The sequence below is a fragment of the Collimonas sp. genome (assembly GCF_035566555.1).
Classification (GTDB): Bacteria; Pseudomonadota; Gammaproteobacteria; order Burkholderiales; family Burkholderiaceae_D; genus Collimonas.
In genome coordinates this window covers 1-16,423 of the sequence record NZ_DATMRB010000107.1, presented here as the reverse complement: position 1 = coordinate 16,423, position 16,423 = coordinate 1, and the positions used below count along the sequence as shown (strand labels likewise).

The window sequence follows — 16,423 nt, the reverse complement described above, 5'->3', positions numbered from 1 at the left end:
CCGCGTCATTCCCGCGAACGCGGGAATCCATTTTCTTTATCACGTCCAGCAACCTGGATTCCCGCGTTCGCGGGAATGACCGCGCGGGGTCAACGCGCTTTCAGGAATTCCACCGCCCGTTCCAGCACTTCATCACGGCCTTCCCTGACGCCAGCCAGGGTGGGCGCAACCTTGATATCGGGTTGCAGGCCGACTCGCTGCAGCTGGCGGCCGTCGGCGTGGCGTACTTCCTGGCCGGAAAACGACACCGAGATGGCGCCGGGAAGAACCAGCTTGGTGAGATCGCCATCGGCGCCGGCGCTGGCGCTGCCGATAAAGGTAATGGCGGTGGCGGCCTCGAAGAAAAGACCGCTGTGTTCCGCCTGGCTCTGCGTACTTTGATCGATCAGCATCACCACTTTACCCTTGTATAGCGGCTTGTCGGATTTCGGCATAGGCTGCCGGAAGGTATTGAGACTATTCTGCTCCGCCGGCAAGGCGGTCGCGATCCGCCGGGAAAAATTCGCACCGAATTGCGCACCTTTGACGTTCAGCCTGGAGGCGATCCGCCACAGCGTACCGTTCGGATAACCGCGCATATCCAGGATCAGGGCATCCGTCTGTTTAAAGGCATCAAACATGGCGTCGACATCTTTCAGCGCCAGCCGGTCAAGGTCGGCATAGCCGATATTCCCCGGCAGGATCTTGAAGATTTCGCCGGTACGCCTGGCCTTCCAGAATTTCCAAAAGGCGTCGGATCGGGGAAGCGTTACTTCGTGCCGTGTGCCGCTTGCATCTTCGATCTGTACTTTCGCCATACTGCCATTCGCGCCGGCAAGCAGGTTGGGAAGTACGTCACGCAGGCGCGCCGCCTCGGTCGAACCGCTGGTGATTTTTCTCAGTTCACTGATACGCTGCGCAATATCTTCGCCATCGACAGCCACCACGACGTCCCCGATTTTCACCTGCGCATTCTTTTGTAGTTCCTGATCCGTTATTTCCACAATCGCGATGCGATTTTCAACGCTGGCCAAACGCACACCGGCCGGGGCTTCACCATACAGGGAAGCACGCTCCGGACCTTGGATCCAGACGTGGCTGTCATCCAGCTTCGCGGCCATTTCCGCCAGTTCCAGCGCGTACTCGCGGCTATTGCTTACCGTCTTCATGCGCGCAAGGAATTCTGGCAGCGCGTCATCCCACGGACTGTCCGTATAGGCCAGGTAAGGAAAGAATTTATCCATGGTCGACCACAGCTTGATCACGGCAAGCTGGCGCCAGGGCAAACTTGGAAACCTGACCTCGGAGGAAAGCGACGCCAGCTGCCGCACCGGCATGGCCGCCGTCTTCGTGTATGCCGTTGCGCTGCCCGGCCTGACGCCGCTTCTGATCAGCTGCAGCGCAGCCTTGGCCGCCGGACTGTCGGCGCCTGAGGCGCTATCCGGCGCCACGCTGGCGTCGACACCGAAGCCGCTGGCGCCATCTGGAAATATCAGCTCGCCCACGCTGTAGTTCATGCCGGTTTTGCCGTCGTCGTCAAGCGTGATCGCCCTGACAGGAACTGCCCAGGCGGCAGACGCCTGGCCTTCCGCCAGGATCCAGGCCTTGCCGGCACGCTGCAAGGCCAGCGCGGAGAGCGGCACCCGGTTCGACTGGTTGACGATAAAAACCATTGGTATGGCATGGCCGCCCTTCACGGGCATCAGGCGTGAGGTCTGCAACATCAGGTTGGCAGAAAAATACATGCCGCTGGTAATTCCCATCTCTGGCACTAAACCAGTGTGATAGCGATACCTGTTCGACGGCAGCAGCAAAGGCTGGTCGATGAAATTTGCAATCAGTTCGTCAGGAAACTCAGCGCCATATCCATAGCTGGCGCTTTCCCTGGTCGGCCGCAGGTCGATGATCAAGCCTTTGGCGCGGGCAGCCAGCTGCGCCGTCAGCGCTTCAAAATGCAGTTCGCCAGTGGTCACCCGCATACTGCTGAGGCGATGCAGATGGAGCAGCGCGACATCCCCAGGCAGCCATTCCAGGATTTCCTGCGAAGTCTCCTCGCTGACATAATTGGGTTCGTTGATGGTGAAAATCTGAAACGCCGGATCGTGCAGCGGCTTCATCAAGGCCGTCACCGCATCCTGAAACGCCGCCGGCGTGCTTGCCGCTTCAATTTTCGGCAAGGCGTCGACCAGCGCCTGGTCCCAGTCGACCTCGCCGCTGGCCAGCGCCGGACTGAGCCATTTGACGTCGCTCCAGAGATGCGCCACATCGGTCATGCGCTGAATAGCACTTGCATCAGCTGCCTGTGCCTGCCCTGCCGTCATCAGAAAACATAGAATCGCAAAGCCACGGCGCATGGATATCCTTCTATCTGGATGGTTAACTGCAGGGAATTGGATGCTGCGGCAATGCTAAGCCAGCAGCGCCTTGACGAAATCCTTCTTGCCGTCAGGCGGCGGTATCTCGAACTGCAACGCCTTCTCGACATGGTGCAGGTGATGCAGCATCAGCTCTACCGCTTTGTCGGTATCGCCGGACTTCGCCGCCTGCAGGAATTCCACGTGTTCGTCGGAAGAACAGGCGGCGTCGCGGGTGGACTGATACAGCATGGTGATCAGGGAGCTGCGGCCGGCCAGCTTGGTGAGGACGTCGGTCAGCACCTGGTTGCCGACGGCGCGCGCCAGCAGGATGTGGAAATCGCTCAGCAGGCGCGAGCGGATTTGCGGGTTTTCCTTGGACAGCGCCTCACGCTCCTGCTGCAGGTGCTGCTCCAGCATCGCATAATCGGCAGCGCTGGCCTTGGCGACGAATTCGCGCACCAGCGCGGCTTCCAGCACGCGCCGCACGAAAAAGATCTGGCGCGCTTCTTCTTCGGTCGGACGGCTGACGAAAGCGCCCTTGTCGGGCACCAGGTCGATCAGCTTGTCCTTGGCCAGCATCACCAGCGCCGCGCGGATCTTGGTGCGGCTGACGGAATACAGGCGCGCCAGCGCTTCTTCCCGCAGCTTGGTGCCGGGCGGCAGGCGCTGCTCGGCAATCGCCGTCGTGATGTCGGCGGCGATATCGTCAGAACTGTCGGCGCCGGGTGGGCTGGAAGACAGGCTCATGTTCTCGATTTCCTTGAAGCGTGGTTCTAAAGAACAAAATTGTACTATGCGACACCTTATATTATAAAAATAAGAATCCGATGCGGCCGGCGGCAAGCGCCGCCGGCCGTCCTGCTTTCCTGTCATGCCGGCCGGCTGTCGCCCGCCACCTGCAGCGGCGCCGGCAAATCATCTTCCAGCGGCGGCCGGGCGCCGTTCAGCACCGCATGCGCGCGGGCGCGGTCGATATCCTTTTCCCATACCGCCACCACCACCGTGGCGACGCAGTTGCCGAGCAGGTTGCCCAGTGCCCGGGCAATCCCCATGAACCAGTCGATCGACAGCACCAGCACCAGCCCGACCACCGGGATCGCCGGAATCGCGGACAAGGTCGCCGCCAGGATCACGATGGCCGAGCCCGGCACGCCGTGCGCCCCTTTCGAGGTAATCAGGGCCACCGCCAGGATCGCCAGCAGATCGGTGATCGACAGCGGCGTATTGGTGGCTTGCGCAATGAACACCGCCGCCAGGGTCAGATAGATGGAGAAAGCATCGAGATTGAAGGAATAGCCGGTCGGAATCACCAGGCCGACGGTGGAACCCTTGATGCCCATGTATTCCAGCTTGCGCATGATCTGCGGCAGCACGCTGTCCGAGGATGCCGTCGCCAGCACCACCAGCAGTTCCGCGCGCAGGTACTTGATCAGCTTGAAGATGCTGAAACCGGCCAGGCGCAAGATGGTGCCAAGTATGGCAAACACGAAAATCACCACCGCGAAGAAATACAGCAGCACCAGGAAACCCAGCTGCTGCAGCGAACCGACGCCGTACTTGCCGACCGTGAAGGCAATCGCGCCGAACACGCCCAGCGGCGCCAGGCGGATGATGAAGGACATGCACTTGAAGAAAGCTTCCGACATGCTGTGCACGATGGTGACGATCGGTGTGGCTTTTTCACCGATGAGCGACAGGGCGGAGCCGAAAATGATGGAAAACAGCAGCACTTGCAGCACATCGCCGGAAGTAAACGCGCTCACTACGGTATTCGGGATGATCTTCATGACGAAGTCGGCGAAACCTGTGCCCTTCACCAGCTTGGCGGTTTCGACATAGCTGGACAAGGCATTGGCGTCGAGCGTATCCGGGTTGATGTTCATGCCGGTGCCGGGATGGAACACGAATGCCAGCAGCAGTCCCAGCACCAGGGCCACGGTAGTAACCACTTCAAAGTAGATCAGCGCCTTGAGCCCGACCCGCCCAACCTTCTTCAGCTCGCCCGCACCGTAGATGCCATGCACCACGACGCAGAACACGATCATGGGAATGATCATCTTGACCAGCTTGATGAAGCCATCCCCCAAGGGCTTCAGGCTCTCGCCGAACTTGGGGAACAGCACCCCAACCGCAATACCGATCACAAGTGCTATCAGCACCTGGCCAAACAGTGATTTATAAAAGCGCCGCACGTCTGTCTCCTGATTGTTTTGTTTGGTTTATACCAATTTTGGTCTGTCTCGCTTTGATGAAATAAGCAGCATCCCGGATTCAATATAATGCATTCACTTATTGTATGCAATAATTGAATTCAACTTAGTTTGTGTGTATCATCGCAAAAACGATAACAACAGCCCGCTCGACGGTCTAGACCATCAATTAGCAAGGAGACAACCATGCAAGAACCCTGGAACGGCTGCGGCGCGCAGATCATGGCCTGGGCCGACGAGCTGGCGCAGCATAGCGAAGCGCCCGGCATGCTGACCCGCACCTATCTGACCGCCGCGCACCATGCGGCCGCGGCGCAGCTGGCGGAATGGATGTGCGCCGCCGGCATGAGCGTGCGGCGCGACATGGCCGGCAATGTCATCGGCCGCTATGAAGGCTTAACGGCCGACGCCCCGGCGCTGGTCACTGGCTCGCATTTCGACTCGGTGCGCAACGGCGGCAAATACGACGGCAACCTCGGCATCCTGCTGCCGATCGCCTGCATCGGGCAATGGCATGCGGCCGGCAAGCGTTTCCCCTTTGCGCTGGAAGTGATCGGCTTCGCCGAAGAAGAAGGGGTGCGCTTCAAAGCCACCCTGCTCGGCAGCCGCGCCGCCGCCGGCACCTTCGACCTCAGCGTGCTGGACAACCTGGACGACGGCGGCCAGAGCATGCGCGATGTCATGGCGGCTTCCGGCTTCCACGCCAGCGGACTGGGCAAGGCGGCTTACGCACCGGCCGCCGTGCTGGCGTTTGTCGAAGTCCATATCGAACAGGGCCCGGTGCTGCTCAACAATGACTTGCCGCTGGGTGTGGTGAGCGCCATCTCCGGCGCCTCGCGCTTCATGGTGGAAATCGAAGGCCTGGCCGGCCATGCCGGCACTGTGCCGATGGAAATGCGGCGCGATGCCGCCATGGCGGCGGCTGAAATCGGCCTGTATATAGAGCAGCGCTGCAGCGGCACGCGCGGACTGGTCGGCACTGTCGGCCAGTTCAATGTGCCGAACGGCGCCGCCAACGTGGTGCCGGGCAAGGCCATCTTCTCGATCGACATCCGTGCCGAACAAGACCCGATACGCCAGGCCGCCGTCGCCGATGTGCTGCAGCACATCGAGCTGGTCGCCGCGCGCCGCCATGTCGCAGTTCAAATCCGCAAGACCCACGAAGCCGCCAGCGTACCTTGCGCGCTCTGGCTGCAACAGCAGCTGGCTGGCGCCATTGAAGAATGCGCGCTGCCGCTGCGCCACCTGCCATCCGGCGCCGGCCACGACGCCATGGCGATGGCAGCCATCACCGATGTCGCCATGCTGTTCGTCCGCTGCGGCAACGGCGGCATCAGCCACCATCCGGATGAAATCATGAGCGCCGCCGACGCCGCGCTCGGCGCCCGGGTCTTCAGCCGCTTTGTCGAAAATTTTAAGAACTGACCACTTTTGGATCTCACCATGACTACTACCACTATCACCATCGACGGTTTCAACCTGACTGCGCAGCAAGTCATCGACGTCGCCCGCGCGCCGCACCTGGCGGTGACCCTGGCCGACTCTTCACGCGCCGCCCTGAAGGAAAGCCGCGACTACATCGAATCGACCTGGATGCACGACGAAGCGCCGATGATGTACAGCTTCAACACCGGCGTCGGCCTGCTGAAAGACACCCGCATCAAGGTCGAACATATCGAACTGTTCCAGACCCAGCTGATCAAGGCCCATTGCGCCGGCCTGGGCGAGCCGTTCTCGGAAGAAGTCAGCCGCGCCACCATGCTGTTGCGCGCCAATGCCTTCGCCAGCAATTACTCTGCGCCGCGGGTGGAAGTGGTGGACCGCCTGCTGGCTTTCCTGAATGCCGGCATCCATCCGATCATGCCGCAAAAGGGTTCGGTCGGCGCTTCCGGCGATCTGGCGCCGCTGTCCTATCTGGCGGCAGCGATTGCCGGTTTCGACGAAGCCGAAGTGATGTACCAGGGCCAGCGCATGAGCGCGCCTGAAGCCATCATCAAGGCCGGCGTCGGCGAGGTCAAGTTTGACCTGAAAGCCAAGGATGCCTCAGCCCTGATCAACGGCTGCACCGCCTCGCTGGCCGTCGCCGTGCTGGTGGCGCACGACGCGCGCAACCTGCTGAGCGATGCCTGTCTGTCGCTGGGCCTGACGCTGGAAGCCATGCGCGCCGAAATGGCCGCTTTCGACCACCGCATCCAGCAAGCCCGTCCGCACGCCGGCCAGATCAAGACTGCCGCCATCATCCGCAAGCTGCTGTCGGGGTCCACCCGCACCACGCACGAAGCGCGTTCGGTGCAGTTTCCGGAAGAAACGCGCCGCACCGACATCCCTTACAGCTCACGGATCCAGGACGTCTACTCGCTGCGCTGTTCGCCGCAAGTCTATGGCCCGGTATTCGATGCGCTGGATTACATCGACAACATCGTCGACAAGGAAATCAACTCCGCCACTGACAATCCGCTGATCTTCAGCAAAGAAGAAGCGGAAGGCGGCGGCTTCGAGATCATCTCCGGCGGCAATTTCCACGGCCAGTACCTGGCGCAGGCGATGGACTTGCTGGCGATCGCGATTGCCGACCTCGGCAGCATCTGCGAACGCCGCATCGCCCGCCTGATCGACCCGACCCTGTCATGGGGCTTGCCACGCAACCTGATGAGCGGCGTGCGCGGCGTCAATACCGGCTATCCGGTGGTGCAATGCTCGATGAGTTCGCTGGTGATGGAAAATCGCACGCTGTGCATGCCGGGCAGCGTCGACAGCATCCCGGCCAAGGGCAACAGCGAAGACCACGTCTCGAACTCAACCTGGTGCGCGCGCAAGGCGGCCACCGTGGTGGCCAACACGCAATACATCATCGGCGTCGAGATGCTGCTGGCGGCGCAAGCGCTGACCATGACGGAAGACCTGTTGCCGGGCTTTGTGCTGGGTCAAGGCACGCAAGCGGCTTATCAGGAAATCCGCCGCCAGATCCCGGCCTGCCTGGAAGGCGACCGCTGGTTCCACAACGATATCGTGGTGGCGCAGTCGTTCGTGGTGAGCGGTTCGGTGCGTAATGCGGTGGTCAAGCAGATCGGTGAATTCGCTTAATCAGAACTTCATAAAATACGGCAAAATCGTCATCCGGTTTTTCATCGTGCATAACATACGCAGCTAACTGGGGTCAGGGTGTAGGTCTGCGTGCTTTTTGCAGAACTACACCCTGACCCCACTTAGCGGGCCACGGAGTGCATGACTCACCGCTGAAAAACAAAACCATGTAGCGCGTTCTGTCTTTCTCCGAATCCGTCATGTGGGGTCAGAGTCGAGTTTCGCGAAAAAGCACCGCGAAAGTCGACTCTGATCCCAGATGACTCTGATCCAGATGACGTTAGCGGGTAGCGATGGGAAGCGCATTATGCGCTTGCCGTTGCGGCTCGTCAGAGAGGGCAACCAATCGTTGCAATAGCGATTGGCCATAGATCCAGTCGCCCAGATTGGACTCGGCATTGATATGCCCCAACGCGCCGGCGTCGATAAAATCGGCGCCCCAGGTCTTGGCCCAGTGACGGGCGCGGCCGCTTTCCATCCACGGATCGTTGAGGCTGCCGACCACGATCGCCGGCACCGGCAGGCGCCCTTTGACTTCTGCGCTGACGTCGAACTTGTCTGGATCGGCCGGCGCCACCAGCAATGCGCCGGCCAGGTTCGGCACGCCGTGCAAAGCGCTGTGGATCGTTGTCAGGCAGCCGAAGCTGTGGGCGATAGCCAGCGTCGGCTGATCGTTGCCGCGCAACTGCTGCTGCAGGCGCTGCGACCAGACTTCCAGCACCGGCGCATCCCAGTGCGTCTGCTCGACCCGTTCGAAATGCGGGTACAGCCGCTGCCAGCGCGACTGCCAATGCTGCGGGCCGCTGTTATACAGCCCGGGCACCACCAGCACACGAAACGAAGACAGCGTCGCCATGATCAGTCACCCCCAAGGTCTACGCTAGCTGCCGGCAAACCGTCCGGCTGCGCCGGCGGCGTCTCGGCAGACGCGGCAAAAGCATGCAATGCGGCTTGCGGCAGATCCCACAGAAACCCTTGCGCGTGCAGCGGCAGCGTCGATATTCTTGCCAGCTGCTGCAGCACTTCCAGGTCGCGCGCCTTTTCCAGGCGCTTGAAGATCACCTGGATGCCGCGTGCCGCGCATTGTTCCAGAAAGCGCGTGGTCTGTTCATCGTGGGTGACGCCGCGCGCATCGATCTTGATTACGTCTGGCCGCACCTTCTCCAGCAAGGCCGCGGCCTGCGCCACATCGTCGGCATTCACCGCCAGGCGGAAGTGGTTGCGCCGGTAATTGTCCAGCACGTAGTTCAGCAGCCAGCCCTGGTTTTCCGTGATCGTCGGCAGCTGCAGCACGATTTTCTCATGCGGCAGCTCCAGCAGATTCAGGATACGCCGAAACGCCATGCCGTGGTTGCTGTCGACCGCCGCCAGCAGGCGCGCATGCACGCTCAGGTAGAGATCGCCCGCCGCTGCCTCGGGCTGCCGATAGAAATTGATCGAATGCAGCATGCGGCACAGCCGGTCCAGTTCGATCGATTCGTCGTCGCTGGCGGCGTGGTCCAGCAGCTTCCACAGATACAGGCCGTTGTCGCTGGCGGAATAGCTGTGGGCAAAGCCCTCGTAGCCGATGACGGCGCCCTTGCCGGCCAGCGCGCCGATCTGCCGCAAAGGCTGGAACACGCTGGTCAGCGTGGTGTTGAAATACCGGCCCTGGGCCCGGCCGTCGGCGTCCAGCCAGACACGGCAATCGCTGCGCACTTCCGCATGCGCGCCACCGTGATTGACGCTGTGCAAACGGGCCAGATATTGTTCCAGGGCGGGAAAGGTCATGGCTGCTCCGTGATCAAGACAGGGATATCAGATCTTGGCGATCGATACTTCGGTCGCCTTCACCAGCGCGACTACCTCGGTGCCGATCACCAGACCCAGGTCCTTGACCGAACGGGTGGTGATCACCGAAGTGACGATGCCGGCGGGCGTCTCGACATCGACTTCCGACACCACGGTGCCTTCGATGATGGCCTTGATCTTGCCTTTGAACTGGTTACGTACATTAATGGCCTGGATAGTCATGATATTTTCCTGAAAAAGTGAAATGGAACAAGAGATGCAGCGGGCGAACGGTAAAAAATCAGAGTTTGGCGATCGACACTTCGGTGGCTTTTACCAGCGCCACCACTTCCGATCCCACCACCAGCCCGAGGTCGCGCACCGAGCGCGTGGTAATCACCGACGATACGATGCCGGACGGCGTTTCAATATCCAGCAGGGATAAGACGTCATCCTCGGTAATGGTGTGGATCTTGCCGCGAAACTGGTTGCGGACATTAATTGCCTGGATGCTCATGGTTTCTCCTTTGGTAATACGGTTACGTCAAAAATCCGGCGCTAGGGTGGGCACGATTTTGTGCCCACGCGGATATCGATACAGCATGGGCACAAAACGTGCCCACCCTACACACTGCACTATATTGCCCAGCCGATTTGGCTGAACGTGCGTTGCAGGGACAGGTCGCCGAGCGCGGAATCAGGCTGTGCCGCCGGATGCTTCAGCACGCGTGCCAGGATCCGTTCTTCCAGCTGGGCGAAAGCCAGGTTGCCGCGGGCGCGCGGACGCGCCAGGCTGATCCGCTCATCCAGCGTGATCTCGCCGTCTTCGATCAGCAGCACACGGTCGGCCAGCGCAATCGCTTCCTGCACGTCGTGCGTCACCAGCACTGCGGTAAAACCGCGGCTCTTCCACAGCGCTTCGATCAGCTGCTGCATCTCGATGCGAGTCAAGGCATCCAGTGCCCCCAGCGGTTCATCCAGCAACAGCAATTCCGGCTCGTGCACCAGCGCCCGCGCCAGCGCCACCCGCTGCCGCTGGCCGCCGGACAGGACCGCCGGCCACTCGTGGGCGCGGTCTTCCAGGCCGACCTGCGCCAAGGCCTTGATCGAAGCCTGCGAGGCGCGCGGCAAACCCAGGCCAACGTTATTCAACACGCGCTTCCACGGCAGCAAGCGCGAATCCTGGAACATGATGCGGATCTCGGGTTCACCGTCGTGTTGTCCACTGCGCTGCCCGCCCCGTTCAAAGCTGATGCGGCCCTGGGTGGGCTGCTCCAGCCCGGCAATCAGGCGCAGCAAGGTGCTTTTGCCGCAACCGCTGCGGCCGACGATGGCAACGAACTCGCCTGCTGCTATCTCCACATCCAATGTCTTCAATACCTCGCGCTCGCCGTACGCCTTGGAAACGGCGCGCACCTGGATGCTGATGCCGCGCGCCGCAGTGCGGGCGACGGCTTCTACTTCAGCATTTTCAACAAGATCAATTTGCATGTTCGCATCCACCCTAGACAGCATTCGTTCGTAATACACCATGACTATTTACTGATAGCCGGGATGCCAGCGCAGCCAGTAACGTTCAAGCCCGCGCGCCAGCATGTCGGCCAGCTTGCCCAGCAAGGCGTACAGCAGGATGCCGACCAGCACCACGTCGGTCTGCAGGAATTCGCGGGCATTCATGGTCATGTAGCCGATGCCGGCCTGCGCCGAAATGGTTTCGGCGACGATCAGCAAGACCCACACCAGACCGAGCGCAAAGCGCACCCCCACCAGGATCGAAGGCAAGGCGCCCGGCAGGATGACATCGCGGTACAAAGGCCAGCCCGACAAGCCGTAGCTCCTGGCCATCTCGATCAGGCCTTTATCGACCGAGCGGATGCCATGGAAAGTATTCAGGTACACCGGGAAAAACACCCCGATCGACACCAGGAACAGCTTGGAAGACTCATCGATGCCGAACCACAGGATCACCAGCGGTATCAGCGCCAGCGCCGGAATGTTGCGGATCATCTGGATGCTGGTGTCGAGCAGCGTTTCCGCCTGCTTGAAAGTCCCGGTCAGCAGCCCCAGCAGCAAACCGAGTCCGCCGCCCACGGCAAAGCCGGAAATCGCGCGCCAGGCGCTGATGCGGACATGGGTCCACAACTCGCCCGAAACCGTCAGCGACCAGGCCGCGCGTGCCACCGCCCACGGCTCCGGCAAGATCCTGCTGGACAGCCAGCCGGCCTTGGCGGCAAACTCCCAGCCCAGGATCAGGAGCAACGGCAGCAGCCATGGCAGTAGCCGCTCTTTCCAGATGTGCAGGCCGCGGCCCTTGCGGGCGGCGCCGGCCTGCGGCTTTTTCGCCAGCGCTGCTCCAGCCGCCGTGTTATGAATGACTGCGCTCATACAGCCTCCTCAGCTTTGCGATGCTTTCGGCAGCAAGCCGTTGGCGATGACTTCGCCGAATGGTCCGGTCAGGGCCTGCTCGCCAGATGCCGCCCGGCCCTTGCCCAGCAAGGGGAATACCAGTTCGGCGAAACGATACGATTCTTCCAGGTGCGGATAGCCGGACAAGATGAAGGTATCGATGCCGAGATCGGCATATTCCTGCATGCGTGCCGCCACGGTTTCCGCATCGCCCACCAGCGCGGTGCCGGCGCCGCCGCGCACCAGGCCGACCCCGGCCCACAGGTTGGGCGAGACTTCCAGCTTGTCGCGGCGGCCGCCGTGCAGCGCCGCCATGCGCCGCTGGCCTTCCGAATCCATTTTGGAAAATGCCGCCTGCGCGCGCGCGATCACCTCGTCGTCGACATGGCTGATCAAGTCTTCGGCAGCCGCCCAGGCAGCCTGGTTGGTCTCGCGCACGATCACGTGCAGACGGATACCGAAGCGCACCGTGCGTCCGTGCCTGGCGGCGCGGGCACGGATATCGGCAATCTTTTCGGCGACGGCTGCCGGCGGCTCGCCCCAGGTCAGGTAGACATCCACCTGTTCCGCCGCCAGTTCATGCGCCGGCTCTGAAGAGCCACCGAAATACAAGGGTGGATATGGCTTCTGCACCGGCGGGTACAAGGTCTTCGCGCCCTTGACCTTGATGTGCTTGCCGATGAAGTTGTAGCCGCCCTCGCCGCCTTCGCCGGACAAGGCGCCGCGCCAGACCTTGAGGAATTCCGAGGAAATCTCGTAGCGCTCGGCGTGCTCGGCAAACAGGCCGTCCGCTTCCAGTTCCGCCTGGTCGCCGCCGGTGACGACATTGATCAGCAAGCGGCCATTGGAGAGACGGTCGAAGGTCGAGGCCATGCGGATCGCCAGGCCGGGCGTGCTCAGGCCGGGACGGATCGCCACCAGGAATTTCAGGCGCTGGGTGAAGCCCAGCAGGCTGGACGCCACTACCCAGGCATCTTCGCAGGAGCGGCCAGTCGGTAACAGGACGCCGTCATAGCCGAGGGTATCGGCAGCCACCGCGATCTGTTTCATGTAGTCGAAATTGACCGGGCGCGCGCCCTGCGAGGTGCCTAGGTAGCGGCTGTCGCCGTGCGTCGGTATAAACCAGAAAACGTTCATGACTGCTTCCATGTGTATGAATGATTGTGTGAATCTACTGCTTGGCGACCGCACTGGCTTTCGGCTGCCAGACGATATCGGCCACCTTGATCGCACGCGGAATCAAGCCGATTTCCTTGAAGCTGTCGGCCACGCGCTGCTGGTCGGCCACCATGGCGGCGTCGATCACGGTGGTCGGCGACGGACTGGCGCGGCGCTTCAGGAACAGCTGCACGGTGACCGGGTCGAGGCCGCTGACGTCGGCGATCAATTGCGTCACTTCCTTGCGATTCTGCTGTACATAGCGATCGGCTCTGGTCAGTTCATCCAGCAGCGTCAGGACGGTGGCCGGATAGTTCTCGGCAAAAGCGCGCGAGGCCAGATAGAAAGAATTATTGTTCGAGAGGCCGCGTCCTGTGCTCAACACGTGTGGCTTGAAACCCAGCTCGGCGGCGCTGTAATACGGATCCCAGATGGCCCAGGCATCGACGCTGCCGCGCTCGAATGCGGCGCGGGCATCGGCCGGGGCCAGGTAGATAGGCTGGATATCGCTCCACGCCAGGCCGCCCTTCTTCACCGCCTGCAGCAGCAGGAAGTGGGCGCTGGAACCCTTTTGCACGGCGATCCGTTTACCCTTCAGATCGGCTAAAGTCTTGATCGACGACGCGCTCTGCACCAGGATGGCGGAACTTTCCGGCTTTGGCGGCTCCGCCCCGACGTACAGCAAATCCTTGCTGGCGGCTTGCGCGAACACCGGCGGACTGTCGCCGGTCAGGCCGAAATCCAGGCTCCCGGCCGACAGCGCTTCCAGCAGTTGCGGGCCGGCGGGAAACTCCAGCCAGACGATCTTGCTATTCTTGAAGCGCTGTTCCAGCGTGTTGCGCTGTTTCAGCACCACCAGATTGACCGCGCTTTTCTGGAAACCGATGCGTATCTGCTCCGGCTCTTTCTTGTCCGCTGCCGCCTGGGCATGCGCAGGAAGTACCGGCACGGCTAACGCCAGGGCAAGCAACAGCAGCAACTGGCGGCGGAAATTCGATGTGCCTGTCATGATCTGCCGCCTCAGGTCTTGTCAGACAGCACGGCATCGTGCGTCGAGATTTTTTTCGGGATCAGCTTCAGTTCGTAGAAGGTATCGGCGATTTTCTGCTGCTCGTCCAGCACCTTGCTGTCGACCGGCTTGTAGATGTGGGCATAATGCCGCAGGCCGGTTTCGATCACTTGCGGATCCAGTCCCTGGATAGGCGCCAGCTGTGCCGCCGCTTCCTTGTAGTTGGCGCGTATCCACTGGCCTTCCTTGCCGACTTCTTCCAGGATGGCGTTCACCACCGCCTGATTCTTCTCGGCGTACTTGCGCGCGCTCAGGAAAAACTGGTGATGACTGACCACGCCGCTGCCGTTGGCCAGCACGCGGGCATCGATCTGCTTGATCGCAGCGGACTGGAACGGATCCCAGATCGCCCAGCCATCCACCGCGCCGCGCTCAAATGCCGCCCGCGCATCGGCCGGCGCCAGATAGATAGGCTGGAATTCGTTGTAACCGACGCCGCCCTTCTTCAGCAGGCTGATCACCAGCCAGTGCACGTCCGAGCCCTTGTTGAAGGCGATCTTCTTGCCTTTCAGTTCCGCCAGCGATTTGATCGGAGAATTTTTCGGCACCAGGATGCTTTCCGCTTCCGGCGTCGGAATCTCATAGGCGCTGTAGACAAAATCGGCGCCGGCCGCCTGGGCAACGATAGGCGGCGCTTCGCCGACATAGCCGAAATCTACCGAGCCGACATTCAAGGCTTCCAGCAATTGCGGACCAGCCGCAAACTCCGCCCATTTGACCTCAATGCCTTGCGCCGCCAGCCGCTTTTCCAGCGTGCCGTGTGCCTTTAGCAGCACCAGCGTGCTGGCTGCCTTTTGATAGCCGATGCGCAGCACTTGTGTGTTCTCGGCTTGCGCCAGCTGCGGCACGCCGGCCACCAATGCACCTGCCGCCACCGCGGAGAGCAAGGCAAGCACGTGGCGTCTTGTGTGTCTGTTTTTGATCGAATCAGTCATTGCTGGCTTTCTGATGGATAGCTGTTTCTTAGACAAAGCCGTAGGGTGGGCACAACGTGCCCACGCGTTACCGCGATAACCGGAGTACGGGCCTGAGCTACACCAAAACGGGTACGTAGATAGTGAGAGTTCGCGCGTGGGGACGTTGTGCCCACCCTACACGCTACATCGCACCTGTGAAAATGGAATCGGGCTGAAATCATGGGAGCCGACTTTTTGCAGCGCCAGCAAACTGTCCGACAACTGTTGCACGCCTTCGCCGATGCGCTGGAAAACATTCTGGTCCAGGCTCAAGCCCTCCTGCTCCGACCATTGCACCTGCGCCTCGGTGGCGTAAATGCTGGGCAGGACATGGCGCGCCGCCAGCGACGACAATACCGGCCGCAAGGCGTAGTCCAGCGCCAGCATGTGCGACTGGCTGCCGCCGGTGGCCAGCGGCAGCACCAGCTTGCCGGTCAGGCCGAACTGCGGCAGCAAATCGAGAAAGGCTTTCAGCGCGCCGCTATAAGCCGCCTTGTAGACCGGCGTCGCCACCACTACCGCGCTGGCTTGCGCCACCTGGGCCAGCGCCGCCTGGATCGCCGGGTGGGCGAAATCGGCGCGCAGCAAGGCATCGCCTGGCAAGTCGCGTACTTCGAGTTTGCTGTAGCGATGCCCCAGCAGCGCCAGTTTCTCTCCTGTGTAATGCAACAAACGGGTGGAACGCGAAGGCGCCGCGGGGCTGCCGGCCAACAACAAAATAGTCATTTCGTGCAATCTTGAAACCGGCTCCGCCACGCAGAGCCGTTAGGTAAATACGATCTGGTGGATTACTTCGCGCCAGGCTGGTAAATCTTGTCGAACACGCCGCCGTCGCTGAAGTGGGTCTTCTGCGCATTCTTCCAGCCGCCGAACGTGTCGTCGATGGTGAACAGGCTCAGCTTCGGAAACTTGCTGGCGTATTTGGCGGCGACCTTGGGATCAATCGGGCGGTAATAATTATGCGCCGCGATTTCCTGGCCTTCCGGCGAATACAGATACTCCAGATAAGCCTGCGCCACCTTGCGCGTACCGCGCTTGTCGACCACTTTGTCGACCACTGCCACCGGCGGTTCCGCCAGGATGCTCAGGGACGGGAACACCGTGTCGAACTTGCCCTTGCCGAATTCCGCTTCAACCAGATAGGCTTCGTTTTCCCACGACAGCAAGACGTCGCCGACGCCGCGCTCCGCAAAGGTTACAGTAGAGCCGCGGGCGCCGGAATCCAGCACCGGCACATTCTTGTACAGACGCGTGATGAAATCGCGTGCTTTGGCGTCGTCGTTATTGTTCTTCTTCAGCGCATAGCCGTAGGCGGCCAGATAAGCCCAGCGTGCCCCGCCGGACGTCTTGGGATTGGCCACCACCACCGAGACGCCGGGCTTGACCAGGTCATCCCAGTCCTTGATGCCCTTGGGGTTGCCCTTGCGCACCAGC

At 61.3% G+C, this 16,423-nt stretch carries 16 protein-coding genes; 2 read left to right on the top strand and 14 right to left on the bottom strand.

Annotation, left to right across the window (positions count from 1 at the left end):
- Nucleotides 1-89 precede the first annotated feature (89 nt).
- From VNZ65_RS14160 to VNZ65_RS14150, 3 genes are all read right to left on the bottom strand, one after another.
- Nucleotides 90-2,252 carry a S41 family peptidase gene (locus VNZ65_RS14160; RefSeq protein WP_325670053.1) on the bottom strand — a complete coding sequence of 721 codons (2,163 nt, stop codon included), beginning with the start codon at nucleotides 2,250-2,252 and terminating at the stop codon, nucleotides 90-92.
- A gap of 135 nt (nucleotides 2,253-2,387) precedes the next feature.
- Entirely contained in the window at nucleotides 2,388-3,083 is a 696-nt protein-coding gene (locus tag VNZ65_RS14155) for a GntR family transcriptional regulator (RefSeq protein WP_325670051.1), read from the bottom strand.
- A gap of 122 nt (nucleotides 3,084-3,205) precedes the next feature.
- Nucleotides 3,206-4,528, bottom strand: coding sequence for a C4-dicarboxylate transporter DctA (locus tag VNZ65_RS14150; protein WP_325670049.1), 1,323 nt, complete (start codon nucleotides 4,526-4,528; stop codon nucleotides 3,206-3,208).
- A 204-nt stretch (nucleotides 4,529-4,732) separates the two neighbouring features.
- Between VNZ65_RS14150 and VNZ65_RS14145 the strand changes: the two genes are divergently transcribed.
- Nucleotides 4,733-5,971: an allantoate amidohydrolase gene (locus VNZ65_RS14145; RefSeq protein ID WP_325670047.1), complete on the top strand. Its 1,239-nt coding sequence runs from the start codon at nucleotides 4,733-4,735 to the stop codon at nucleotides 5,969-5,971.
- A gap of 18 nt (nucleotides 5,972-5,989) precedes the next feature.
- The gene (locus tag VNZ65_RS14140; RefSeq protein ID WP_325670045.1) at nucleotides 5,990-7,630 is read left to right on the top strand and encodes an aromatic amino acid ammonia-lyase; all 1,641 of its coding nucleotides are present in this window, start codon (nucleotides 5,990-5,992) and stop codon (nucleotides 7,628-7,630) included.
- Between the two features lie 280 nt (nucleotides 7,631-7,910).
- Here the strand turns inward: VNZ65_RS14140 and VNZ65_RS14135 are convergent, their stop codons facing one another.
- From VNZ65_RS14135 to VNZ65_RS14085, 11 genes are all read right to left on the bottom strand, one after another.
- Nucleotides 7,911-8,486 carry an alpha/beta hydrolase gene (locus VNZ65_RS14135; protein WP_325670043.1) on the bottom strand — a complete coding sequence of 192 codons (576 nt, stop codon included), beginning with the start codon at nucleotides 8,484-8,486 and terminating at the stop codon, nucleotides 7,911-7,913.
- Between the two features lie 2 nt (nucleotides 8,487-8,488).
- The gene (locus VNZ65_RS14130; RefSeq protein WP_325670041.1) at nucleotides 8,489-9,400 is read right to left on the bottom strand and encodes an EAL domain-containing protein; all 912 of its coding nucleotides are present in this window, start codon (nucleotides 9,398-9,400) and stop codon (nucleotides 8,489-8,491) included.
- A 27-nt stretch (nucleotides 9,401-9,427) separates the two neighbouring features.
- Nucleotides 9,428-9,643: a TOBE domain-containing protein gene (locus VNZ65_RS14125; RefSeq protein WP_014007003.1), complete on the bottom strand. Its 216-nt coding sequence runs from the start codon at nucleotides 9,641-9,643 to the stop codon at nucleotides 9,428-9,430.
- Nucleotides 9,644-9,701: 58 nt separating this feature from the next.
- Nucleotides 9,702-9,917, bottom strand: a complete 216-nt coding sequence (locus tag VNZ65_RS14120) for a TOBE domain-containing protein (protein ID WP_325670038.1) — start codon at nucleotides 9,915-9,917, stop codon at nucleotides 9,702-9,704.
- A gap of 119 nt (nucleotides 9,918-10,036) precedes the next feature.
- Complete coding sequence (locus VNZ65_RS14115) at nucleotides 10,037-10,891, bottom strand: ATP-binding cassette domain-containing protein (RefSeq protein ID WP_325670036.1); 855 nt, start codon at nucleotides 10,889-10,891, stop codon at nucleotides 10,037-10,039.
- A gap of 48 nt (nucleotides 10,892-10,939) precedes the next feature.
- Nucleotides 10,940-11,785 (bottom strand): aliphatic sulfonate ABC transporter permease SsuC, encoded by an 846-nt coding sequence (ssuC, locus tag VNZ65_RS14110; protein ID WP_325670034.1) that lies wholly within the window; start codon nucleotides 11,783-11,785, stop codon nucleotides 10,940-10,942.
- A 9-nt stretch (nucleotides 11,786-11,794) separates the two neighbouring features.
- Complete coding sequence (gene ssuD, locus VNZ65_RS14105) at nucleotides 11,795-12,943, bottom strand: FMNH2-dependent alkanesulfonate monooxygenase (RefSeq protein ID WP_325670032.1); 1,149 nt, start codon at nucleotides 12,941-12,943, stop codon at nucleotides 11,795-11,797.
- A gap of 34 nt (nucleotides 12,944-12,977) precedes the next feature.
- Complete coding sequence (locus VNZ65_RS14100; RefSeq protein ID WP_325670030.1) at nucleotides 12,978-13,973, bottom strand: sulfonate ABC transporter substrate-binding protein; 996 nt, start codon at nucleotides 13,971-13,973, stop codon at nucleotides 12,978-12,980.
- Nucleotides 13,974-13,984: 11 nt separating this feature from the next.
- Nucleotides 13,985-14,968 carry a sulfonate ABC transporter substrate-binding protein gene (locus tag VNZ65_RS14095; RefSeq protein ID WP_325670028.1) on the bottom strand — a complete coding sequence of 328 codons (984 nt, stop codon included), beginning with the start codon at nucleotides 14,966-14,968 and terminating at the stop codon, nucleotides 13,985-13,987.
- Between the two features lie 156 nt (nucleotides 14,969-15,124).
- Entirely contained in the window at nucleotides 15,125-15,715 is a 591-nt protein-coding gene (gene ssuE / locus VNZ65_RS14090; RefSeq protein ID WP_325670026.1) for an NADPH-dependent FMN reductase, read from the bottom strand.
- Nucleotides 15,716-15,777: 62 nt separating this feature from the next.
- Nucleotides 15,778-16,423, bottom strand: a 646-nt coding sequence (locus VNZ65_RS14085) for a sulfate ABC transporter substrate-binding protein (protein WP_325670024.1), incomplete at its 5' end; no start/stop codon positions are given.